Source organism: Shewanella sp. SM101 (assembly GCF_025654465.1).
GTDB lineage: Bacteria > Pseudomonadota > Gammaproteobacteria > Enterobacterales > Shewanellaceae > Shewanella > Shewanella oncorhynchi.
In genome coordinates this window covers 23,725-46,371 of record NZ_JAKKRH010000019.1, presented here as the reverse complement: position 1 = coordinate 46,371, position 22,647 = coordinate 23,725, and the positions used below count along the sequence as shown (strand labels likewise).

Annotated in this window: 22 protein-coding genes; 9 read left to right on the top strand and 13 right to left on the bottom strand. The window is 44.9% G+C overall.

The annotated features are described in order from the left end of the window. Nucleotides 1-258: 258 nt before the first annotated feature. On the bottom strand, nucleotides 259-2,412 hold the full coding sequence (locus L5M38_RS12240) for a cache domain-containing protein (RefSeq protein WP_105250737.1): 2,154 nt from the start codon (nucleotides 2,410-2,412) through the stop codon (nucleotides 259-261). 1 nt (nucleotide 2,413) lies between these two features. Continuing rightward, nucleotides 2,414-3,796 carry a sigma-54-dependent transcriptional regulator gene (locus tag L5M38_RS12235; protein ID WP_105250738.1) on the bottom strand — a complete coding sequence of 461 codons (1,383 nt, stop codon included), beginning with the start codon at nucleotides 3,794-3,796 and terminating at the stop codon, nucleotides 2,414-2,416. A 284-nt stretch (nucleotides 3,797-4,080) separates the two neighbouring features. Between L5M38_RS12235 and L5M38_RS12230 the strand changes: the two genes are divergently transcribed. The 8 genes from L5M38_RS12230 (at nucleotide 4,081) to mutM (ending at nucleotide 11,142) form a co-directional block, all read left to right on the top strand. Then, nucleotides 4,081-4,905 carry a substrate-binding domain-containing protein gene (locus tag L5M38_RS12230; protein ID WP_212599451.1) on the top strand — a complete coding sequence of 275 codons (825 nt, stop codon included), beginning with the start codon at nucleotides 4,081-4,083 and terminating at the stop codon, nucleotides 4,903-4,905. Then, complete coding sequence (locus L5M38_RS12225; protein ID WP_168826136.1) at nucleotides 4,902-5,609, top strand: ABC transporter permease; 708 nt, start codon at nucleotides 4,902-4,904, stop codon at nucleotides 5,607-5,609. Before L5M38_RS12230 ends, L5M38_RS12225 begins: the two co-directional genes overlap by 4 nt. Before the next feature lie 3 nt (nucleotides 5,610-5,612). Further along, nucleotides 5,613-6,323, top strand: a complete 711-nt coding sequence (locus L5M38_RS12220; protein ID WP_113940168.1) for an ATP-binding cassette domain-containing protein — start codon at nucleotides 5,613-5,615, stop codon at nucleotides 6,321-6,323. After that, a complete protein-coding gene (gene mobA, locus L5M38_RS12215) occupies nucleotides 6,307-6,897 on the top strand; it encodes a molybdenum cofactor guanylyltransferase MobA (RefSeq protein WP_113940167.1) in 591 nt (196 codons plus the stop codon). Before L5M38_RS12220 ends, mobA begins: the two co-directional genes overlap by 17 nt. A gap of 36 nt (nucleotides 6,898-6,933) precedes the next feature. Next, nucleotides 6,934-8,745, top strand: a complete 1,812-nt coding sequence (locus tag L5M38_RS12210) for a bifunctional molybdopterin-guanine dinucleotide biosynthesis adaptor protein MobB/molybdopterin molybdotransferase MoeA (protein WP_263179256.1) — start codon at nucleotides 6,934-6,936, stop codon at nucleotides 8,743-8,745. 16 nt (nucleotides 8,746-8,761) lie between these two features. After that, nucleotides 8,762-9,745: a GTP 3',8-cyclase MoaA gene (gene moaA / locus L5M38_RS12205; RefSeq protein ID WP_263141314.1), complete on the top strand. Its 984-nt coding sequence runs from the start codon at nucleotides 8,762-8,764 to the stop codon at nucleotides 9,743-9,745. A 90-nt stretch (nucleotides 9,746-9,835) separates the two neighbouring features. Beyond that, entirely contained in the window at nucleotides 9,836-10,291 is a 456-nt protein-coding gene (locus L5M38_RS12200; protein ID WP_263141311.1) for a hypothetical protein, read from the top strand. Nucleotides 10,292-10,326: 35 nt separating this feature from the next. Beyond that, entirely contained in the window at nucleotides 10,327-11,142 is an 816-nt protein-coding gene (gene mutM / locus L5M38_RS12195; protein WP_263141309.1) for a bifunctional DNA-formamidopyrimidine glycosylase/DNA-(apurinic or apyrimidinic site) lyase, read from the top strand. Nucleotides 11,143-11,214: 72 nt separating this feature from the next. On the opposite strand, the gene L5M38_RS12190 is transcribed toward mutM, so the two are convergent. The 11 genes from L5M38_RS12190 to L5M38_RS12140 form a co-directional block, all read right to left on the bottom strand. After that, entirely contained in the window at nucleotides 11,215-12,690 is a 1,476-nt protein-coding gene (locus L5M38_RS12190; protein WP_263179255.1) for a capsule assembly Wzi family protein, read from the bottom strand. Nucleotides 12,691-12,780: 90 nt separating this feature from the next. Then, a complete protein-coding gene (coaD, locus tag L5M38_RS12185; protein ID WP_105250747.1) occupies nucleotides 12,781-13,272 on the bottom strand; it encodes a pantetheine-phosphate adenylyltransferase in 492 nt (163 codons plus the stop codon). Nucleotides 13,273-13,342: 70 nt separating this feature from the next. After that, nucleotides 13,343-14,173, bottom strand: coding sequence for a hypothetical protein (locus L5M38_RS12180; RefSeq protein WP_263179253.1), 831 nt, complete (start codon nucleotides 14,171-14,173; stop codon nucleotides 13,343-13,345). A 20-nt stretch (nucleotides 14,174-14,193) separates the two neighbouring features. Next, on the bottom strand, nucleotides 14,194-14,733 hold the full coding sequence (gene rfbC / locus L5M38_RS12175) for a dTDP-4-dehydrorhamnose 3,5-epimerase (protein ID WP_263141299.1): 540 nt from the start codon (nucleotides 14,731-14,733) through the stop codon (nucleotides 14,194-14,196). Between the two features lie 10 nt (nucleotides 14,734-14,743). Then, entirely contained in the window at nucleotides 14,744-15,625 is an 882-nt protein-coding gene (rfbD, locus tag L5M38_RS12170; RefSeq protein WP_263141296.1) for a dTDP-4-dehydrorhamnose reductase, read from the bottom strand. Nucleotides 15,626-15,672: 47 nt separating this feature from the next. Next, nucleotides 15,673-16,542, bottom strand: a complete 870-nt coding sequence (rfbA, locus tag L5M38_RS12165) for a glucose-1-phosphate thymidylyltransferase RfbA (protein ID WP_263179252.1) — start codon at nucleotides 16,540-16,542, stop codon at nucleotides 15,673-15,675. A 91-nt stretch (nucleotides 16,543-16,633) separates the two neighbouring features. Further along, on the bottom strand, nucleotides 16,634-17,692 hold the full coding sequence (gene rfbB / locus L5M38_RS12160; protein WP_263179251.1) for a dTDP-glucose 4,6-dehydratase: 1,059 nt from the start codon (nucleotides 17,690-17,692) through the stop codon (nucleotides 16,634-16,636). Between the two features lie 114 nt (nucleotides 17,693-17,806). Next, on the bottom strand, nucleotides 17,807-18,556 hold the full coding sequence (locus L5M38_RS12155; protein WP_263167907.1) for a glycosyltransferase: 750 nt from the start codon (nucleotides 18,554-18,556) through the stop codon (nucleotides 17,807-17,809). Nucleotides 18,557-18,574: 18 nt separating this feature from the next. After that, entirely contained in the window at nucleotides 18,575-19,567 is a 993-nt protein-coding gene (locus L5M38_RS12150) for a hypothetical protein (protein WP_263167906.1), read from the bottom strand. 58 nt (nucleotides 19,568-19,625) lie between these two features. Beyond that, a complete protein-coding gene (locus tag L5M38_RS12145; RefSeq protein WP_263179250.1) occupies nucleotides 19,626-20,693 on the bottom strand; it encodes a hypothetical protein in 1,068 nt (355 codons plus the stop codon). Between the two features lie 24 nt (nucleotides 20,694-20,717). Further along, complete coding sequence (locus L5M38_RS12140) at nucleotides 20,718-21,767, bottom strand: glycosyltransferase family 9 protein (protein WP_263179249.1); 1,050 nt, start codon at nucleotides 21,765-21,767, stop codon at nucleotides 20,718-20,720. 98 nt (nucleotides 21,768-21,865) lie between these two features. Here L5M38_RS12140 and L5M38_RS12135 point away from each other — a divergent pair, with 98 nt between their 5' ends. Beyond that, nucleotides 21,866-22,621: a 3-deoxy-D-manno-octulosonic acid kinase gene (locus L5M38_RS12135; protein WP_263179246.1), complete on the top strand. Its 756-nt coding sequence runs from the start codon at nucleotides 21,866-21,868 to the stop codon at nucleotides 22,619-22,621. Nucleotides 22,622-22,647: the final 26 nt, after the last annotated feature.

The window sequence follows — 22,647 nt, the reverse complement described above, 5'->3', positions numbered from 1 at the left end:
ATGATTATCGTTAACGTGCGTTCCAAAACTCATCTTTAACAACGATGACTGGTAATCGACGTTGTTATGGAGCTCCTGAGTTTGCAAGCACGACATTGCTCACACACACTCTTTGTGGCCGGACTCATCATCCGGCTTTTTTTTGCCTAAAAATCAGTAATGCAAAGCCACATAATACAAAGCCAGCAATCGCTCGACATATTTTAATTCAAACTTAATCAGCCAAATACAACACACTGCCTATCTAACGGGATAAGACTAATCTGCAGACATATCGCTGTAGTTGCCCGCAAAGTGTAAGCCATCGTAGGGATTATTTTGCTGATCTTCCTTCGCTTCATGATACAAACCTATGGTAAATAAAGACCCTTTACCCAAAGTTGAACTCACTTCTATCGTACCGCCAATCCGCTTGATAATGCCGTAACTGAGCGAAAGACCTAAACCAGTGCCATCCTTACGTGTGGTATAAAAAGGGTCGAAAATCCGTCCCAGCTGCTCTGGCGCTATCCCTGAGCCTTCATCTTCCACTTCGATTTTGACGCCAATCGGCATATCTTGCTGCACCCAGTCATAGGTTCGCACCCAAATACGTCCTTTACCGTCCATCGCATGCGCCGCATTCACGACAAGATTGATCAAGACTTGCAGCAGTTGAGGTCGATTGACTTGTACTGGACAACTGGCGTTTAACTCAGTGATCAAAACCACTTCTTGTTTTTGAATCGAATGTCGCACCAACACCAACATTTCTTCGATAATAGGAGTCATCGGATGCATTTCTAGTGGTGCGTTGAATTCGCCTGGTCGGCTGTATTGCAACAGGCTGCGGATGATAGTGCTGATCCGCCCAACCTGTTGAATGACTAGATCAATTTCTTCTTTTACCACTTCTGCATTGTCGCCAAGCTCGTAGCGCAGTAATTCCATATTGCCAAGAATTACGGCAGTCGGATTATTGATTTCATGGGCGATACCTGCGGTCAATTCGCCAAGAGCAGTGAGCTTCTCGTTAGTGACGAGCTGTTGACGCGTTTCGTTTAGTAATGCCACGTTACGTTGCAGCTCTAAGGTTTTATCCTGCAGGCTACGAGTACGCTCTTCAACCTTCATTTCAAGCTGTTCTGCCGCCGCTTGAATTTGGGCATTTCGACGCTGTAGCAAGTCAAGCATACTGTCAAATTGCTCGGCTAGGTTCGATAACTCATTATCCCGATCTAATCCTAAGGCGCCGATACGAATATTGCGCCCCGACTGCACAGCTTGTACAACATGGTGAATACGTTCAATGGGCTGCAATAAACTATAAGCACCGCGATAAACCAGCAGGCCAGAGACCAACAGCACTAACATTAGAATCGTGCCTAGCTCTATGATATTGAGTAAATAATTATGGATAAATGGCGATTCAGAAAAGCCGGTATAGATCATACCGACACGTTGGCCGCGAACATCTTCCAAGGGGGCATAAGCGGAAATAAACCAATCGTTAAATACGAAAGCGCGATCGACCCACTGCTCGCCTTGAGTTAACACTTTGTCTTTCACTTCCTCCGACACTAAACTGCCAAGCGCGCGGCCCAGCGTCTCATTGCCTGTGGGATAAAAATGCAGCGGCACGTTGGTGGAAATACGGATGTTATCTAGGAAGATGGTCACAGTACCGATGGAACGCTCGGGCAAGGTGCCTTTGTCGTATACCAGATCACGAATGTGGTCGACAATTCGAGTATCGCGATTAAACAAGATCCCACCATCGAGATACCAAGCCACTTTGCCTTCCATATCAGGGACGGGCAATAGGCTACGGCTCAATAAACCACGTTCTTCAACGGTTTTAACGGGGCTCTGCGCCCGCAAGGTTGCAACTATCGGAATGCTCGCAGTGATAGCCAATTCGGGGTCGATACGTGCTAAACGCTCGGGCGGCAGCACCATCAAGCCGGAGTAAGGTAATAAACCGTCTAACTTAGGGAGGATTTGACGTAAATCGGGGTCTGCGGCCGCTTCGGCAACACTGACTAAACGCAGATAATCGAGATTTAGCTGTTTTTTCTGTTCAAGGAGAAAAGCATCAATACTGGCTCGGTAGCTGACTTCGCCACTTAATTCTTTACCACTGAAAAGTGGCCTAAAGTCATTTTGAAAAGTCCAAGACGTCACCACACGTTCAAGTTGTTTCTCTTGGCGTACTTGCACTTGCTGTAAGGTGTTTTCGGCAACAGATAAGTCAGCTTTAACCTTCATAAACAGCTGCTTACCTGTGTAACTGATGTTCCAGTAAATAGTGATAAACACTAAACTCACCAGTGTCAGTAGAATGGGCAGTAACGTCAGGATTAATATGCGATAGCGCACCTTGGCCTGCATTTGCTGCCAACTGACACCAAAAAAGTGAGTGAAGAATGACACCCTATGACTCCTGTTCGCCACTAAAATCAAACCACTCTTTATACTTGCGATCTAAGGTCTTACGCGAAACGCCTAAATCCCTCGCCGCGGCAGACTTATTGCCAGAATGTAAGTCCACAACACTGGTCACATGGTGTTTTTCCACGTCTTTCAATGGCCAATCCAATGGATAACCCGATGTGGATAAAGACTCACTCTTCAGCTGTTGCTTCCAATATTCCGCTGGCGGTTTGCCCAGCAAAATACAACGCTCAATCATGTTGCGCAGTTCACGAATGTTACCAGGCCACTCATGTTGCTGTAGTTTCACCATATCTTCATGGCTCCATACGACTTCTCTTACCCCTAATTCAGCGGCAAGTTGGCGAGTGAAATGATGGGTTAACTCCACTACATCTTCGGGTCTATCACGTAATGGCGGGATTAAAATATCGAGCACATTCAGCCGATAATATAAATCTCGACGGAAATTCCCTGCATCCACTTCATCAATCAGAGTACGGTTAGTGGCCGCGATCACTCGCACATCAATGTTAACTTCTTTCTCGCTGCCCACAGGACGAATCGCTTTTTGCTCTAATACTCGGAGTAAAGCCGTTTGCATTTTCAGTGGCATTTCGCCAATTTCATCGAGAAAAATCGTCCCGCCCGAGGCAAAACTGAATAAACCTTCACGATTGCCTTTCGCACCCGTAAAGGCACCGGCGGTATGGCCAAACAATTCACTTTCGAGCAGTTCAGGGGCGATAGAGCCACAGTTAACTGGGACAAAAGGTCCCTGACGTCCACTAAGCAAATGCAATTGCCGTGCGACTAATTCCTTACCCGTGCCCGACTCACCTTGGATTAAGACGACGGCATTGGTCGGCGCCACACGTTCGATGATATGTTTCACCGACTTCATGGCTTCACTGCTGCCAATAATGGTCGATGAATAACCGATGGAAACCTCACGACGCAGCATCAAGTTTTCACGTTTAAGCAAGCGACGTTCGATACAGCGATCGACCGCAGTCATCATCTGTTCGAGATGGAAAGGTTTCATGATGAAGTCAGACGCACCCGCGCGCAGCGCAGTAATCGCGACTTCCATGTCAGCATAGCCAGTCATAAATATGATGTCCGAACGACGCCCCTGCTCATCCAACGCTTCATGCCATTCGATACCCGAACGACCAGGCAGACGAATGTCGACGATAAGCAAATCGAAATGGCAACGGCTACGCAGCTGCTCCGCATCTTCGATACTGCCCGCCGTTTCGACTAAGGCAAATTTCTTCGAGAGTGCCTTATTTAAAAAACTCCGCATTCCGGGTTCATCATCAACAATCAGTACCGATACTGCCGATGGAAGAGGCTTGAGGTTATTATCTATCTGGCTCATATTGTCTGCTTCTGGACATTTTGACTCATTTGCGACCAATTCTAGCACTGAAAATAGATGAATAGGTCACTATGAACCATCAGAAGTTTGTCCTGAGACAATTTGTCTGTAGAGTATTTGTTAAGCTTGGGATCAAGCTCACAAATTAGGTTAAGCTGTGAAGAAAATGACCGCATTCTCAGCTTGGCATCTAACTTGCTTTCAACCGAACGTATTACAATTTACGAGACCTTCCACTCAGTAGGCATTTGAGTAGGAATCCTATTTTCCGCCAAGGAGTACCCATGCTAAACATGAAATCTCATATGAAGTCATTACTGGGACTGGTTGTTGCAGCCAGTATGTTCACTGTTTTACCCGCTCACTCGACTGAAATTATCAAGTTAGCCACCACCACCAGCACAGAAAACTCAGGCCTATTGAAAGAACTGTTACCTAAGTTCGAAAGTGAATCAGGCTACAAGGTTCAAGTCATCGCCACTGGTACAGGTAAAGCCCTGAAACTAGGTGAGCAAGGTGACGTGGATTTAGTCATGACTCACGCGCCTAGCGCCGAAGCTAAATTCGTAGCCGATGGTTTTGGTGTTGAGCCCCGTGGCATTATGGAAAATGATTTCGTAGTACTTGGCCCTAAAAACGACCCAGCAAAAATCCGTGACAGCAAAACGGCCGAAGAAGCCTTCGTTAAAATGGCAAAATCAGGCGTACCTTTTATCTCTCGTGGTGACAATTCAGGCACTCACATCAAAGAGTTAGAAGTATGGAAAGCGGCAAATGTTACTCCTAACTTCAAAGGTTATACTTCAGTCGGTCAAGGCATGGGTAAAACCCTGCTGATGGCAAACGAAATGCAAGGTTACACTCTGTCTGACCGTGGTACTTTCGTGGCTTATAAAACTAAGCTCGATCTTGCCGTTGATTTCGATGGTGGTAAAACCTTAGCCAACCCATACCAAGTCATTCTCATCAACCCTACTAAATACCCAGATCTGAACCACAAAGGCGCTAAAGCATTCAGCGACTGGTTGATCAGCAAAGAAGGTCAAAGCATGATCAACAGCTTCAAAGTTGAAGGCGAGCAATTGTTCAAGGCAACTTATAGCGAATGAACGACGGCTGGCTAGCACTATTACAGCAGGCGTTAAGCCTGCTGTTTTCTTTAGACCCTGACGTTTGGTCCATCATTTCGATCTCGTTTTCGGTTTCTTTCGCGGCACTGCTGATCACGCTGGTTCCTTCCATGGTGCTCGGCTTTGTGTTGGCGTTTGCGCCATTTCGCGGCAAATGGATAGTCACTAACTTAGTTCAAACTCTGCAATCAATCCCTACAGTGGTTATCGGTCTACTCGTGTATTTACTGCTAACACGCAACGGTCCTATGGGCGATCTAAAATGGTTATTTACCCAAGAAGGCATGATTCTCGGGCAAATGTTCATCTGTGCCCCCGTGCTAATTGCAATGAGCCAAGCCGCATTCACTAGCGTTGATCGCAGAGCTTGGGAAACCTCACGCACCTTAGGTGCCTCTTGGTGCAGCGCAGTGTGGACAGTATGCCGAGAACTGCGCATGCCCTTACTGCTGGCGATTGTCGCGGCGTTTAGTCGCATTCTGACCGAAGTCGGCTGCTCTATGATGGTCGGCGGTAATATTTTAAACGTGACCCGTAATATTCCTACCGCAATCGCACTTGAAACCAGCAAAGGTGACTTCGCCCAAGCTATCGCCCTCGGGCTAGTGCTGCTAATCTTGGCCTTGATCCTCAACTTTGCCTTAGGTAGTTTACGCGGCAAAGCCATGCCAAGGAGCCATTAAGCAATGACTAAGGTCAAACTGATCGCCCGTGACGTAGAAATGTCCTTTGGCGCGCGCCTGTTATTCAAAGCCGACGTATTATCGCTCTGCCAAGGAGATGTGATTTATCTGCAAGGCGACAATGGCACAGGCAAATCAACCTTGATGAAAATTCTGGCGGGCTTAATGCCACCAACCAAAGGCCATATTGAGGCTGTCGGTTTTGCCAAAAATGCTTGGTGGCGACGCAATCCATTGTTAGGTAAGGCCGTTTATCTGCACCAACATCCTTATTTGTTCGACGGCACAGTAGAATATAATCTCACCTATGGGCTGAATTTCAGCTCAGAAACAAAAGCCAAGGCTAAACAGCGGATTACTCAAGCAATTGAGATGGCGCAGCTAGGGTCGCTGCTGCAGGCAAGGGCCAGTAATCTCTCTGGCGGCGAAAGACAGCGCCTCGCGATTGCGCGCGCTTGGATCCTACAACCTAAACTATTAATGCTCGATGAACCCACCTCCAATATGGACAAGGATTCCCAAGAGCTAGTATTAAAAATGATCCAACAACTCAAACACGAAGGCACAGGAATGTTACTGAGTAGCCATCAGAATTGCGCGTTAACCGCCATCTGCGAACAACAGTGGCACATAGAAGGTGAGCGCGTGATGACCTCTTATCAACAGCCTGAATCTTTGCCAGCACAGGAGCCTTTGTATGTCATCGCAAATTGATGCCGTTATTCTCGCCGGTGGTATGGCCCGTCGCATGGGTGGCGACGACAAAGGTCTCGTCGAATTAAACGGTGAAGCCATGATTAAGCACACAATAGATAGAATAAAACCTCAGGTTAAGGAGATCCTGATCAACGCAAATCGTAACCAAACACGTTATGCTGAGTTCGGTTTTAAGGTAATAAGTGACGAGCATAGTGGTTTCCTCGGACCTTTAGCGGGTATGATCACCGCTATGGGCCAAACAGATGCAGACTACTTATTAGTAGTGCCCTGCGACTGCCCACTCCTGCCACTCGACCTTGTTCCGCGTATGTTGGCAGCAATTGAGGCAGAAAAAGCCGAGATTGCTGTCGCCAGTGACGGTGAGTATGAACAACCCGTTGTTTTACTCTTAAAACCTAGCTTACGTGACTCGATGAAAGCGTTTCTTGAGGCGGGTGAGCGTAAAGTGGACTTTTGGTATATCAAACATCACTTCGTCGTAGCGTCATTCGCCGACCAGCCCAATGCTTTTGTGAATGTAAATACGCCAGAACAAAAACAACGACTAGCGATAGAAATCACCCAATAGCTAAAAAGGCTCCAATAACCCAAATTAGAGGTGCAAATGAGTAACCCCTTCGTCAATCCGCTCGCTATTCCCGTTCTCGGATTTTGTGCCTACAGTGGCACGGGGAAAACCACCTTACTCAAGCAATTGATCCCCGAATTAAATCAACGTGGCCTGCGCTTAGCCGTAATCAAACATGCCCACCATAATTTCGACGTAGATATTCCCGGCAAAGACAGTTACGAAATGCGTAAAGCGGGCGCACGACAAATGCTGGTCGCTTCCCATGTACGCTGGGCGCTGATGACAGAAGACGCGCGCGATGGCGATCCTGAGTTAGTCCATTTACTCAAGCAAATCGAAGCCGACAAAGTCGATATCGTCCTAGTCGAGGGCTTTAAAAAGCTCGCATTACCTAAAATTGAATTGCACCGCGCCGCCCACGGCAAACCTTTTATCTACACCCAAGATGAGAATATCCTCGCCATCGCCTGTTGCGACGACACTCAGTTGCCAAACGACGCAATTCCAAATGAGCTGCGCCGACTCGATCTCAACAATGTCAGCCAGATTGCCGATTTTGTGATGGAGTACACCCAAAACTGGGAAGCGCCACTCCAATACCCCATTTCGGCAGTGGATGCCTGCACCATAGGCGACAATAAAAACCTCAGCGTCAGCCAAGGTTTAGCGCAGATTTTATCCCATGTATCACCCGTGGCTGAAGTCGAAGAGATTGACTTAGACGCTTTAGATAACCGCGTACTGGCCAGCGACAGCATTTCTCCCGTCGACGTGCCACAACAAACCAATTCGGCAATGGATGGCTACGCCTTTGTCTATCAAGACCCAATGCCTGCCACCTTAAAATTGGTGGGAGAGGTTCTTGCCGGTCATCAATATTCGGGCACGCTTATGGTCGGCGAAACCGTGCGTATCATGACGGGCGCAACAGTGCCCGCGGGTGCCGATACAGTGCAGCCCCGAGAGCTTGCCAAGGAAGTCGATGGCATTGTCAGCTTTGAAGGCCGTATTCTTTCTGGCCAACACGTTCGCCTCGCTGGAGAAGATATTGCTCAAGGCCAAGTCGCACTTGCAAAAGCCACTCGCCTAAGCGCCGCCGAACAAGGTTTACTGGCCTCACTCGGGCTCAATCACGTGAGTGTATATCGCCGCCCAACTGTTGCAGTATTCTCTACCGGCGATGAAGTGAGCCAGCCCGACGAAGTGCTCAAAGCTAACTGCATTTATGACTCAAACCGCTTTACCATCAAAGCGATGGCAAAACGTCTCGGTTGTGACGTTATCGATTTAGGCATTATCGAAGATTCTGAAGCCGCCCTTGAAGCAACTCTCGCTAAAGCCGCCAACCTTGCCGATGTCGTCATTAGCTCGGGTGGCGTGTCTGTCGGCGATGCGGACTACATTAAAACCGTGCTTGCACGCCTCGGCAAAATTGATTTCTGGCGCATTAACATGCGTCCGGGTCGGCCACTCGCCTTTGGTAAAATCGGTGATAGCTTATTCTTCGGACTACCTGGCAACCCTGTGGCAGTCATGGTGTCTTTCCTGCAATTTGTGCAGCCCGCTTTACGAAAATTAGCAGGTGAAGTGAACTGGCAAGCGCAGCTATTCCCTGCAATAAGTGATGAAACTCTACGAAGCCGTCAAGGCCGCACCGAATTTATTCGCGGGATTTATCAGCTTGGTAAAGATGGACGCCTACACGTGAGTAGTACGGGCAACCAAGGTTCCGGAATGTTAAGTTCAATGGTTAAAGGGAATTGCCTCATCATCATAGGGGATGATGCAGAAGCCGTGAATGCAGGTGAAACAGTATTTATTCAACCCTTTGCGGATCTGCTTTAGGATCCAGTGAGTTTTTATGAGTCTAATTGTGGATTCCTTTGGCCGTAAGGTCGAATATTTACGGCTCTCGGTCACCGACCGCTGCGACTTTCGCTGTGTTTATTGCATGACGGAAGATCCCTGTTTTCTGCCAAAGGACCACGTACTCCACCTCGAAGAATTAGCTTGGATTGCCCAAGCCTTTACCGAGCTTGGTGTGACTAAAATTCGCCTGACCGGCGGTGAGCCCTTAGTTCGCAACGATTGCGACCAGCTAGTGGGTCTGCTTGGTAAGCTGCCTGGGCTGACGGATTTATCCATGACCACTAATGGTTCAAGGCTGACAAAATTCGCTAAACCCATGTTTGATGCAGGATTAAAGCGCCTCAATATCAGCCTAGATACCTTAAACCCCACACTGTTTACTCAGCTAACGCGTAACGGCAAATTAGACAGAGTCATCGATGGTATTGATGCGGCTATTGCGGCGGGATTTGAACGTATCAAGATTAATGCGGTGATTTTAAAACAGCAGAACGATAATGAAGTTATTGATTTAGTTGATTTCTGCCGTGGCCGTAACTTAGACATCGCCTTTATCGAAGAAATGCCACTTGGCGAAATGGATGAGCGGAAACGCGCCCGTCATTGCAGCAGCGATGAAGTAAAAGCCATCATCAATAGTCACTATCCGCTACAGCTTTCCAACAAACGTACTGGCGGCCCAGCACGTTATTACACTATGGCTGACAGCCCAATCCATATCGGCTTTATCTCGCCCCACAGCCACAACTTCTGCCACGAATGTAATCGCGTGCGCGTCACAGTCGAAGGCCAATTATTGCTGTGTTTAGGCAATGAACATGCCGTTGATCTCAAAAGCATAGTCCGGGAATTTCCGGCTGATATTGAAAGATTAAAAGTCGCTATTCTCGCGGGAATTAATCTCAAGCCTAAGCAGCACGACTTTGGCAATAATCAGGTACAAATCCTACGCTTTATGAACGCCACAGGCGGTTAAGCATCACCACTCCATCGCTTAAGGGCTAGCATCTCAATTTGGCCGTGATAAACTCGAAGCATCACCCCATACTTAGCGTCACACATTTCTATGGCATTAACTCGTAAGCAATGGAATAACGTCATCATAGTCGCCTGCGCCTTTATGGTCGCCGTGCTGACTTTTATGGATAACAAAACCAATAATGTTCCGAGTGATGCTCAGCGACTGTTTGACGATAATGCACCGCTTTCACAGCTGCAACTCGACGGGTTATGGCTGCACAAGCAAGCATCACAATGGGAGTGCGACACTAAAATCCTCAACTGTGATGAATGGGCAAAGGCGTGGCAAACCATACGGGTATCCCCCTTAACCGCCGCGCCAGAAACCACAGATAATCCGCAAGAATTAGTTATACAGATTGCAGATATCCGCGATGCTCAGCTGTGGATCTATTTTCCCAATGAAGGCGCCTTAAAGTCTCCCGCAGGTAATTGGTATTTAGTACCACCGAGTTTACGAGCTAAACTGCAACCGATCCTCGATGCGAAACCCGCAGCTTAATACCGCCCCATTTTACTTAAGATAAGAAAGAATCCATGCCGGAATTACCAGAAGTTGAAGTCACCCGTCAGGGTATTGCACCCTTCCTTGTCGAGCAAACCGTGGTTGATCTTGTGATCCGCAATGGTTCGCTGCGCTGGCCAGTGCCTGACTTAGCCAAACAGATTATCGGCCAAGTTATACGCCAAGTGCGACGCCGTGCTAAGTATCTATTAATCGACACTGACGCGGGTACTAGCATAGTGCATTTAGGCATGTCGGGAAGTTTACGGATTTTGCCCCACGATACCCCAGTGGAAAAGCATGACCATATCGACTTAGTGCTCGCCAACGGCCGTATTTTACGCTTTAACGATCCGAGACGTTTCGGCGCTTGGCTGTGGTGTGAACTCCCAGAAGAAGCCCATCCATTACTCGCCAAATTAGGGCCTGAGCCACTGACCCATGCCTTTAATGTCGCACAATTAGCGGCAGCTTTAGCGGGCAAGAAAAAAGCGATCAAACTCTGCCTGATGGATAATCATATCGTAGTGGGAGTGGGCAACATTTACGCCAATGAAGCCCTGTTTGCGGCGGGCATTCACCCAGAGGCCGAAGCAGGTAAAATCGATATCGAGCGTTTGACCGTTTTAGTTGCAGAAGTGAAGCAAATCTTAGCCCACGCCATTAAACAGGGTGGCACCACGCTGAAAGACTTCACCAATGCCGATGGCAAGCCGGGCTACTTCGCCCAAAAACTGCATGTCTATGGTCGCGGCGGTGAAACCTGCACAAGCTGCGGTAACTTGCTGAGTGAAATCCGTTTAGGCCAGCGCACCACAGTATTTTGTGGCATTTGCCAAACACGCTAATATTGCGTTATTTATAAGCCAAAATGCCAAGCAAGTGCTTGGCATTTTTCGTTATTTAATCAATTACAGCTGTCAAAAACGATACTCAAAACTGCTAAATAGCGTGGCATTGGTATCATTTTCTTGAACTTCAAACTCCGATCTCGATACAGTTCCACCTAAGCTCCACATGCCTTTCCACACTGGCATACGGTAAGAAAGCTCCAGCATTAATAAATCTTCTTTTGGCGGTTGTGGTGCCCAAGTGTTAACTACATTGGAGCCATCTTTATTCAGCTTTGCATAACGCAGCAACGAGGTAAAACCACGGCTGTTATTAAACTGGCCAACTAATCCAACCACGAACACTTGTGCATCGCTATCATAGGTAGAACCCAAAGCACGACCATAGTAGCGAGCACCACTCAGATAGACAGGATCCTCATAGAAACAATTGGCACTATCACCATCGCATTTTACATAGGTGTCCGAATATTCCATGAACAACTTAAACTGCTTACCCGATGTGCCAAAATGGGTATCAATACCCCAAAGTGAGCCGCAGTCACTACCATTTTCACAACTATGTTCGAGATATAATCCAACGGGGATATCCTGCAAAGTATCGGCATAACGCATATCAATACTTTGAGTTCTATGGCCTGCATCGCGGCGCTCATTTGGCGCACAATCATTTGTACCATCGATACAAACAGCATTACTCGCAACCGAATCCCACCAAGAGTCAAAGTTACAATCTTGGCCCTCACCACAAAATAAGGTCGACCAAGACAATCCCACTTCTAACTGTTTAATCGGTCTTGCACTTAAGCGCATATCCCACTCAGCCGTCTTAGGCACAGCACGATCCACTTCAGTTAAGCTAAATCCGGTTTTAAAGGTCCAAGGGCCAATCCAAGATAACCAAGGTGTTTCAAAAGCTGCGGCATTGTTACGGCTCAAGGTTAACGATGACATAGGGCGGGCGTTATTAGAACGATGTAGAGCCGAGTCAAACCCCGGTCCCCACCACTGCTCAACCGCGCCTAAGGTTGCGATCCAATTGCCAAAAATGATGGCAAAATAAGACTCATCAAGGCGGAAGTTTTTATTATCTTGCGGATCATAGGTTTCTGCCACAGTCGCCTTATAAGCAACACGCGATCCTAAATACTCGTAGGAGCCCAGCACTTCACCTTTCTCGCGATAGTCAGAACCATAATGTTGAAAGCGAGCAGGATCAGATGCTGCCGATACTTTTATCCGTGCATTACCACGATTATCGACAGCATTTTGATAATAAAAATTAACCCGTGCAAAGGCTTGTACTAAAGAAGGAGAAAGCAGCTCAGGCTCAATTTTCGCTAAATCACCACCAATGCCTGACCACATCAATGGATAAGTATTCACTGGCACAGTGATCACACCCGCATCAGCAAGTGCTTGAATGTCAGCTCTAAGATAAATATCAGAGGCATCGACCCAAGGTGCAGCAGCAAGCATTGAAGAAAAAAACAGGCCAGAGGCAATGCTAGTAGCAAGGATCGTGGGGGAAAAAAAAGCCTTCATAACATCCTTTTAAGTATCATCACAAGGCAACAATGCCTCAAAGTTAACACAAAACTCCTACGTAAAAACTATCTAGTTCGCAGGTAAAATCTAAGGTTTAACCAACTTAAGCTTTGCCGCCAATGCAGCCGTTACTTCAGGGTGAACAAACTGGCTCACATCGCCACCATGCAAAGCGACTTCCTTTACTAAGGTTGAAGAGATAAATGAGTTTTCCTCGGCAGGCGTTAAAAACACGCTTTCCAGATCAGGGCTCAATCTGCGATTCATATTTGCTAATTGGAATTCATATTCAAAGTCGGATACCGCGCGTAACCCACGCACAAGTACACTGGCCTTTTGCTCCTTGGCAAAATCCACTAGCAACCCCGAAAACCCCACCACCTCGACATTATCCAAATGAGCAGTCACCCGATTGACCAATTCAACTCGCTCTTCAAGGGTGAATCTAGGCTGCTTGGAAGGATTAGCCGCAATGCCAATCACCACATGTTTAAACAGTTTAGCCGCACGCTCAATCAAGTCGGCATGACCATTGGTGATAGGATCAAATGTCCCTGGGTAAATTGCTCTTGTATGCATAGTAAAAGTACATCCCACCGCTATCATATATTCATTAAAGGCACCCAAGAAGATACCCAAAAACACGCTGCTAACTCAATTTACGCTTAAATGCCATCCTCTTCCGCCGAAAACGATTTAAGGATCGCATCCACTTCTGCGGATGAAATGAAACTAACTTACCGCCACGCTGAACACAAGTTATAGACAATAGTATCTCATTGAGAATGGCGATCACCTTAAGCTTTATCAGCTCGGGATTTTGACAACTCGCGTTATACCAGCCTTTACCTTGTTTGGTCGGAAACATGTATGTCGACAAATGGTTTTGTATTTCAGTACAGCTACGGGCAAATTCAACTTTGCCATGATTAACTAGAATTGACGCTTTAAAATCATCATCGCAACCAATCTTGTCGAATGGCAGTAATAGCCCGATATCCTTCATATGTATTGCCAACAAATAAGATGCCATCCACGCATCACCCGTCACTTGGTTTAACTGAATGGTCTGTTTAAAATGCTTAATATCGCCCACTACCTCGCCAAAACTCGCGCGATTAATAGCCTGACTAATAAAATTCACATTAAGTGATGAAAACGGCCAATGGTGGCAAAAAGTATCATTAGCAAAAATCAGTACATCATCATCTGCTATATTAATCTGCTGTCGAACATGGGCAAGCCCTTCGTCCCAAGCAGAAAATTCCCAACCTTTATTACTGCCTTCAAGCTCAAAATCAATCAAGTGATCGTATTGAGTAGGTTGCGAACGCGCCTCAGCCGTATTGTATACGACGCAGATTTTAACTTCGTCGGAAATTTTTGACAGGATATCGGCACTGTACTTAAGTGCGCTTTCCTTGTAATGCGGATAATAACTAACAAGAATTACTATCGCTTGGCGTTTACGATCATACATTTACAGTAAACCTCAACGAACTAAAATGTAAAAGCATCGGCAAATGCCGTACCCATTTTATCTTTAGCAGACAATATGGGAGGGACAGTTATCGGCCAAGCTATCGCTAACTCAGGATCATCCCAGGCAATACTCTGTTCAGAGGCTGGATGGTAGTAATCGGTACATTTATACACAAATTCAGCTTCATCACTCGTGACATAAAAACCATGGGCAAAGCCTGCAGGAATCCACAACTGTCTTTTATTCTCTGCTGATAAGTAAATGCCAACCCAGTGGCCAAAAGTCGGGGAATTTTTACGTAAATCAACTGCCACATCGAAGACTTCACCCGAGGTCACTCGTACAAGTTTGCCTTGGTTTTGCTCAGTCTGATAGTGCAAACCGCGCAGTATCCCTTTACAAGACTTCGAATGATTATCCTGCACAAATAGGCAGTCGGCGACCTTTTGTTGGAAACCTCTCTGGTTCCAGGTCTCCATAAAAAAGCCTCGTTCATCACCGAAAACTTGAGGCTCAATAATTTTCACATCTACAATGTTAGTTTCTATAATATTCATGGTCTTACTACTATAAATAGGCCTTAATGTCTTTAAACGCCAATCGCCAATCACTCGCATAAACACCTAGGTTTGTAGCAATTTTTGTACAATTCAACCGTGAATTTAAGGGTCTTTTAGCGGCAGTGGGGTACTCAGATGTAGTAATAGGCTTAACCTTAATGTGCGTATTTAGGCACCGTTGGGCATAGGCCTCGTCAAAAATATACTGTGCAAATTCATGCCAAGAAACATAGGGTGAGCCACTAAAATGATAGATACCCCAAGGACATTCAGGCTCCATTGAGCGATTTGCCATAGCGATCAGCGTGTCGGCAATATCACCCGCATAAGTGGGACTCCCCAACTGATCACAGACAACACGAATATCCGAACGTTCACGACCAATCCGCAACATCGTTTTGACAAAATTAGCCCCAGTCTCGCCAAATACCCATGAGGTTCTCAAAACAAAATGCTGAGGATTTGCATTAATAACAGCTTGTTCACCCGCCAGCTTGGTTTCACCGTAAACACTTTGAGGATTGACTGTATCTGACTCAATATAAGGAATTTTTGCATCACCAGAAAACACATAATCGGTAGAAACGTGGATCATAGTGGCTTTAATCTTATTGGTCGCAACGGCTAAATAAAGGGGCCCCAAGTGATTTACACGCTTTGCATTAAGTTCATCTTGTTCCGCCCTATCCACCGCAGTATAAGCGGCGGCATTGATTACAACATCAGGGCGAAAACGTTCAATGCAAGCATTTACGGCCAACTCATCGGTAATATCCAACAAGTGTCGATCCACTGCTAATAATTCTACGTGGGTATTAATGCCGCTGCTCAGTTTCTCAACCAATTGACTACCGACTTGTCCCTTTGCACCGGTGACGAGTATCTTCATCAGCTTATTTACCCACAATGAATTGAACTACATAAAAAAGCATCGGACTATCGCTTATCAATAAGTGAGACTAAATAGCGGCCATAGTCATTCTTTAACATCGGTTGAGCAAGCGCAATCAATTGTGCATCGCTTAACCAGCCATTTCGCCATGCTATTTCTTCTAAGCATGCCACTTTTAAGCCTTGAACATTTTCAATTGTCTGCACAAAAGAAGAAGCCTGATGTAGACTTTCATGCGTACCAGTATCGAGCCAAGCAAAACCACGCCCAAGAATTTCAACGTTTAAACTGCCAGCATTAAGATACGTTTGATTCACCTCAGTAATTTCAAGCTCACCACGGGCTGATGGCTTGATACTTTTAGCGATATCGATGACCGAATTATCATAAAAATATAGGCCCGTCACAGCCCAATTTGATTTAGGTGTAGTTGGTTTTTCTTCAATACTGATGGCTCGATAATCTTGGTCAAACTCCACAACGCCGAAACGCTCGGGATCTCTTACGTAATAGCCGAATACTGTCGCTCCAGTAGGTCGACTCGCTACCAGTCTGAGGGTTTTACTAAAAGATTGGCCATAAAAGATATTGTCGCCGAGTACCAAACAAACACTGTCATTACCAATAAAATCTTCAGCAATAATAAATGCTTGCGCTAATCCATCGGGACTCGCTTGAATCGCGTAGGAAATGTGAATGCCAAAGTCGCGGCCATCACCCAATAATCGCTGGAAACTCGCATTATCTTCCGGTGTAGTGATCACTAACACATCACGGATTCCTGCCAGCATAAGTGTCGATAATGGATAATAAATCATTGGCTTATCATAAACAGGCAACAGCTGTTTGGAGACACCTCGAGTGATAGGATATAAACGGCTACCAGAACCACCCGCGAGAATAATACCTTTCATTGATTATCCTAAGATTTTAGATCCTAGTTTCCCAGTCAAAACAAAAATGACCGAAAACCTAAGATCTTATTGAAGTTATTGAGTGAAATGATTAAATGCCTAAACGTTCACGCTGATATGAGCCATCAAGCACATGTTGGCACCAAGATTGATTGGTGAGATACCATTCAACAGTTTTACGAATACCTGAATGGAAGGTCTCTTCAGGATGCCAGCCTAATTCAGCCGCAATCTTAGATGCGTCAATAGCATAACGCAGATCATGCCCAGGCCTATCATCAACATAGGTAATGAGATCACTATAACGATTTACACCGTTAGGTTTTGTCGGCGCCAACTCTTCCAATAACTCACAAATAGTCATTACAACATCGATATTTTTCTGTTCGTTATGCCCACCGATATTATAAGTCTCACCAATAACGCCCTGAGTCACAACTCGATAAAGTGCGCGGGCGTGATCTTCCACATATAACCAGTCACGGATCTGTTGGCCATTACCATAAACGGGTAAAGCCTTACCTTCCAAAGCATTCAAGATCATCAAGGGAATAAGCTTCTCGGGGAAATGGAAGGGTCCATAATTATTCGAGCAATTCGTGACGATAGCAGGCAAGCCATAGGTGCGTTGCCAAGCACGTACTAAATGATCACTGGAGGCCTTAGAGGCAGAATACGGACTACTAGGGGCATAGGAAGTTTTTTCAGTGAAAAGATCCGTCATATTGGGGAGATCACCGTACACTTCATCGGTTGAAATATGGTGAAATCTAAACTGTGACTGTCGCTCAGCATCGAGTCCACGCCAATAATGACGAGCCGCTTCCAGCAACTGATACGTGCCTATAATATTGGTTTCAATAAAAGCGGCTGGACCATCGATCGAACGATCAACATGACTTTCAGCAGCAAGATGCATAACAACATCAGGTTGATGAGCAGAAAATACACGGTCTAACTCGGCTCTGTCACAAATATCAACTTTTTCAAATTGATAGCTTGGATTCGATTCAACGCCAGCCAGAGATTCTAAGTTACCCGCATAGGTCAATTTATCGAGATTCACGATCGAGTCTTCGGTGTTACTTAAGATATACCGGATCAATGCTGAACCAATAAACCCTGCACCACCCGTTACTAAGATCTTCATTCCAACCTCAAAAAATTATCACAAAAATTATGAGGTTTATGATATCAAACCACTCAGTAAAGGTACATCTAACGCCATTCCACATATGCCATTATTTAATTTACATCAACAATCTTATCTCTTAAATATCTTGTATATTTTTGACTTAAAACGTCTAAACGTAACATTGAAATCTTTTCGCCATTTAGCTATATCAGCTTTATAACGAATTCCCCGATGATAACCTATGTGCCTCACACATCCCTCGGGAAAAATTGCAGCTTTAAAGCCTAGTTCATAATACTTATTACCAGCTCCCCCTTCACTTGTATATTGTGCAATTGGCGCAATCAACTGATAATCAGCTAAACGCCTTAAGCCTGGATTTAACGTAAAGCCATGCCAATAGACGCCGTGAAGCAAATCATTTTGATGCATAACCCGATACGTCAATGAAGGATCGTTTTTACAAAAGTACAACTCAGGAAGCACTGCATGGCCATTAGTATCATTAGTTTCACGCAACCAGACTGTTACTATTTTGTCATCTGAAAGTAAAACCTCGAACGATTTTTCGATAAAGCCTTCGCGATAGAACTCCCAATCATCCTCACAATGAAATATATAGTCAGAAGTTACCAAAGAATAGGCTCTATCGATACTTTTCATTTGCCCTAACTGCGGTTCATTGTGAACCATAACAAATTCAATTCCCTTGAACTTTGCCAGAGTATTCTCAAGTTTTTCGCGATTATGGCTATCTTCTATCACAATATATTGTGATATAGGATAGGTATTATATTTTAAAAAGCTTTCAATTGTTTTTTCGAGTAAGTCAAAACGATTACAACTCGTTACAACCAGTGAAACTGTGTTATTACTCATAACAAGACCTATCATAAATTAAAATTTATTTAAACGCTTAGTAACACATTCATCTAAATCAATACCATTTAAATCCTGAAAAAGCTGATTTAAGCGCGCAATTCTTAATGGTGGATTTCTTTTAAATAAAGCGTAAATGATAACATTGAAAATTTTCTGTGTTCGCAACCAATACTCAATAGAGTTATGATACTTACATAGATTATTTATAGAATCTTCACTAATAAAATCTTCGAAGCCAACAACATCAGAATTTGAAACATATTGCTTTACAATCTCATTACGCTTCTGGGGTTCCAAATTTAAAAAACCATAACCACTTTTTAAATGTTTAAGATGAAAATACATAACTCCCATATATTTCTTTTCATATTTACTGTCCAAAAACTTAAATGCTTCAACATTTTTTTCTTGAGAAAAATAAATTTTAGAAGAAACAGGGAAGTACATATGATCCCCTGTACCAACGAGAGGTTCTCTTTTATAAACTCCTAACTTGTTATTCACATCAAATGCTAAATTAACACCTGAGAATGTATATAGCTTCTTAACCCCTAAAAACATATCATATCTAATTTCTGTGATTACTGAAGCCAAGTTTCGGTCAATTGCAATATGATCATCATCTAACTTTGTTGCTATATTATAGCTGGTTTTTGAAAGGGTGTAATTGTAAAAATTTGCCAAACTATGAATATCATAGGTTGTACAGCTATTATGTGCATCTGAGAATATAGGATGAACTTTAGGTAAATATTCAAAAACTTTTATTTTTTCAGGATATTTTTCTTTCAAATCATTTAATATTTCAGCAGTATTATCAGTGCAATCATTATAACAGGCAATAATTTCATCATAGTAAGGAATATGGGTCTCAATACTAGATCTCAGAAATTCGGCACCATTCTTTATTCGCAGAATAGCACTTATTCCAGGTTTTCTCGGCTCATCAAGTTTAGCGAGATCTACTTTAAACTCATCATAATTCAATACTTTTCCATCAAACCCCATAATATGAGCGTCCCTAATTCTATAAATGCAAAAAGCTAAAACGTGACTCTTCTAACAGCTATTTTACCCATAGCCTTAGTTGTTTTATCGCAATATCCAATCCATTCAAATGTTTGCTTCGTGCCAATTTAGTACAAAGATGCATCATTTGTTCTTGAGATAACAGTTTTGCAAGGTTATTTTTCATTGGCTCCAATGCTGTATCGCAACTCAAAACCAACTCTTGAGCCACACAAGCTGTAATCCTTGGCGGCTGATCCTTCGATACAGGAACCGCTAATGTCGGTTTGTGCAGCGCTATCGCTTGTAATAAAGTATCTCCACCGCTCAATACGGCAACCTTAGCCGCAGCCAACATATTAATAAATTGCTGATTATTCAATTGGGGAATAACAACTACCCCCTCAAGCTCAGGCAGAAGATTTGGAAAATTCGGGCCGAAAACCATGACACTTAAAATACCAGATGCTTTATAACTTTCACTGGCAGCCTTAGCAAAAATATCAGCGGCTAGTTCACCATTCACCCTGTGACCACCAGAACCCGCATTGAATAATACAAACTCATTTTGCGTTAGCTGATATTGCGCTAATAATGCCGATTGGGTAATTGTATCTGGCTGGGTAAAGACAGGACCAATATTCAAAGGCTCAGGTCTATTAATTAGCTTCAGCTTAAGGCGATCTAACCAACTAATAGGGCCAATCACAAATTCTGGTTGCACGACCCAATGACAATCCGTCACTAAAGCGCGGCCAATTTTCATTCCACGACTACGCTTACGCTTATGCTGACTGAGAAAGATTACCTTTGCACCGAGTTTATGGGCATGGACTAACTGCGATTTACGACCTGATGCGTCAAACAATACTATATCAGGCAGGAAATCAGACATGATTTGGTTAACCGCCTTGACTTGTTTAGTCGGCGTATCTTCGAGTAGCTCAGCAGGATAAGGGCACTGAGTCGCATAGGGAGCTTGTTGACTCAAAATAAACTTAATCTCGGCATTCGGCCAAGTTCTCTTCACCTCATCGGCAATGATCATTGAGCGCATATACTCACCTATGCCCTCAGCCGATGAGACAGGGATAAACAAGAACTTAGGGGCTTTTTGAGGAGCCATAATTAACCTTTAATCCAAATAAATTTATTCTGAAGCTTTAGTGTCATGCGCCACCAGCTCAAACTTCTCAATCACAGCTTCAACACTGATCAATGACATTAGATGCTCGCCTTTAGCGCGAGTTCCCCACTTAATTTGTCCACTATGTTGCGATCTCATGGCCTCATCATAGGCACTCACCACATATTGTTGCGATAGGTAAGGACCTGTGCGCCCAGGATTGGAATGGGCATATAAACCAATGACTGGGGTATCTTGGGTAACCGCCATATGCGCAGGGCCAGTATCTGGTGCTAACACTAAGCTTGCGCGTTTTAGCAGGGCCAATAATTGAGTCAGACTGGTTTTGCCCACTAAATTATCGATTTTAGAGGGACATGCCTGCAAAATTTGCTCTGCTAAATCCTTCTCAAGTTGAGTTGGGCCACCGCAAAGCATGACTCTAAATCCTTTCGCAATCGCATGGCTCGCAACGGCGGCATAACGCTCTGGTAACCAGTTACGTTCTGCCTTACTGGCTGCAGCGCAAATGATAAAGACTTTTTCATTGTCTTTAATCTGCGTCTGGGCAAATTCAGTATCCGCAATTGGCACAGGAATATGCCATTGAGGAGTGAGATCGTTAACGCCAATCGCCTTAGCGAATCCCATAAATCCTTCGAGCACATGGGGCTTGGCCAAGGGCTCCACCCTGTGATTTGTCACTAGCCACTGACCTTCTTTAGCGCGGGCACGATCAAAACCTATGCGCACCTTTGCCGAAATAGCTAATGAAGCCAAGGTAGCACGTAGCGCAACCTGCATATGCAGCAGCACGTCAAAACGTCGGCCTTTTAAGGCCTTACGCAAATTAAAATAGCTGCGCCATCCTTGAGATTTATCGAAAATAACAAACTCAATGCCGGGTAAATGTTTCAACAATTGATATTCGAGTTTACCGATCACCCATGTGATTTTGAGTTCGGAGTATTGCCGCTGAATCGCCTGCACCATTGCCACGGCATGACAGACGTCACCGATAGCGGATAAGCGAAGCAAACAAAGAGAATTCATGGTATTGGGATTTAAACTCATTGGGATTGAAGCTAAAAGCTCTTAAGGTTATTTGGCGCAAGCTAAGGATCTTAATGTAGAATGGCCCTAGGTGCCACGCTTAAGTCAACAAATCTCCGATGAATGCTCAGATACAGCTCATAAAAACCGCCCAAGGTCACATGGCAGTTTGCCAAGATACGCCAACAGATATCGATCCCGCGTGGTTCTCGGTGGATTTTTGGCGGGCTAAAAATGCTGTCGTCGGTTCATCCAAAGGCCGCTACACCACTTGGTTTGTGGCATTTGAGCATAGTCATTGGGTATTGCGTCATTATTGGCGTGGCGGCTTAATGGAAAAATTCAGCAAAGATGCTTACGTTTATACTGGCCTCGAAAATACCCGCGCCATGGGTGAGTTACGCTTATTAGACGTTTTGTATCGCGAAGATTTTGCTGTACCTAAACCGATTGCCGCCAACATAGTGCGCGATGGATTATTTTACCGCGCCGATATTATTATCGAACGGGTCGAAGGCGCCGAAGATTTAGTCGCTAAACTCGGCAAAGGGGTCATGAGCACTGAGCAATGGCAAGCATTAGGGGCTTGCATCGCCCATTTCCACCAGCGTGGTGTGTACCACGCCGATCTCAATGCCAAGAATATTCTGTTCCAGCCCGCGCAAACAGAACCCTTAACGCCAGAGCGGTTTTATCTTATCGATTTCGACCGCGGCGAGTTAAAAACACCTAGCCCGCAATGGCAGCAATCGAATCTAGACAGACTGTTACGTTCCTTCAATAAAGAACAAGGCAAGCTACCAAACCTTGCCTTCACCGCTGATAACTGGTCATCACTGATGCAGGGCTATCAAGCGGCGATGCAAAGCGCCTGAACCACTAAAAAAACTATCTTTTTGAA

Excerpts from the sequence above, each read along its gene's own strand:
- L5M38_RS12235 (WP_105250738.1), bottom strand. The coding sequence starts at position 3,796 with ATGAGCCAGATAGATAATAACCTCAAGCCTCTTCCATCGGCAGTATCG.
- L5M38_RS12230 (WP_212599451.1), top strand. The coding sequence starts at position 4,081 with ATGCTAAACATGAAATCTCATATGAAGTCATTACTGGGACTGGTTGTT.
- L5M38_RS12225 (WP_168826136.1), top strand. The coding sequence starts at position 4,902 with ATGAACGACGGCTGGCTAGCACTATTACAGCAGGCGTTAAGCCTGCTG.
- L5M38_RS12220 (WP_113940168.1), top strand. The coding sequence starts at position 5,613 with ATGACTAAGGTCAAACTGATCGCCCGTGACGTAGAAATGTCCTTTGGC.
- mobA (WP_113940167.1), top strand. The coding sequence starts at position 6,307 with ATGTCATCGCAAATTGATGCCGTTATTCTCGCCGGTGGTATGGCCCGT.
- L5M38_RS12210 (WP_263179256.1), top strand. The coding sequence starts at position 6,934 with ATGAGTAACCCCTTCGTCAATCCGCTCGCTATTCCCGTTCTCGGATTT.
- moaA (WP_263141314.1), top strand. The coding sequence starts at position 8,762 with ATGAGTCTAATTGTGGATTCCTTTGGCCGTAAGGTCGAATATTTACGG.
- L5M38_RS12200 (WP_263141311.1), top strand. The coding sequence starts at position 9,836 with ATGGCATTAACTCGTAAGCAATGGAATAACGTCATCATAGTCGCCTGC.
- mutM (WP_263141309.1), top strand. The coding sequence starts at position 10,327 with ATGCCGGAATTACCAGAAGTTGAAGTCACCCGTCAGGGTATTGCACCC.
- L5M38_RS12190 (WP_263179255.1), bottom strand. The coding sequence starts at position 12,690 with ATGAAGGCTTTTTTTTCCCCCACGATCCTTGCTACTAGCATTGCCTCT.
- coaD (WP_105250747.1), bottom strand. The coding sequence starts at position 13,272 with ATGCATACAAGAGCAATTTACCCAGGGACATTTGATCCTATCACCAAT.
- L5M38_RS12180 (WP_263179253.1), bottom strand. The coding sequence starts at position 14,173 with ATGTATGATCGTAAACGCCAAGCGATAGTAATTCTTGTTAGTTATTAT.
- rfbC (WP_263141299.1), bottom strand. The coding sequence starts at position 14,733 with ATGAATATTATAGAAACTAACATTGTAGATGTGAAAATTATTGAGCCT.
- rfbD (WP_263141296.1), bottom strand. The coding sequence starts at position 15,625 with ATGAAGATACTCGTCACCGGTGCAAAGGGACAAGTCGGTAGTCAATTG.
- rfbA (WP_263179252.1), bottom strand. The coding sequence starts at position 16,542 with ATGAAAGGTATTATTCTCGCGGGTGGTTCTGGTAGCCGTTTATATCCT.
- rfbB (WP_263179251.1), bottom strand. The coding sequence starts at position 17,692 with ATGAAGATCTTAGTAACGGGTGGTGCAGGGTTTATTGGTTCAGCATTG.
- L5M38_RS12155 (WP_263167907.1), bottom strand. The coding sequence starts at position 18,556 with ATGAGTAATAACACAGTTTCACTGGTTGTAACGAGTTGTAATCGTTTT.
- L5M38_RS12150 (WP_263167906.1), bottom strand. The coding sequence starts at position 19,567 with ATGGGGTTTGATGGAAAAGTATTGAATTATGATGAGTTTAAAGTAGAT.
- L5M38_RS12145 (WP_263179250.1), bottom strand. The coding sequence starts at position 20,693 with ATGGCTCCTCAAAAAGCCCCTAAGTTCTTGTTTATCCCTGTCTCATCG.
- L5M38_RS12140 (WP_263179249.1), bottom strand. The coding sequence starts at position 21,767 with ATGAGTTTAAATCCCAATACCATGAATTCTCTTTGTTTGCTTCGCTTA.
- L5M38_RS12135 (WP_263179246.1), top strand. The coding sequence starts at position 21,866 with ATGAATGCTCAGATACAGCTCATAAAAACCGCCCAAGGTCACATGGCA.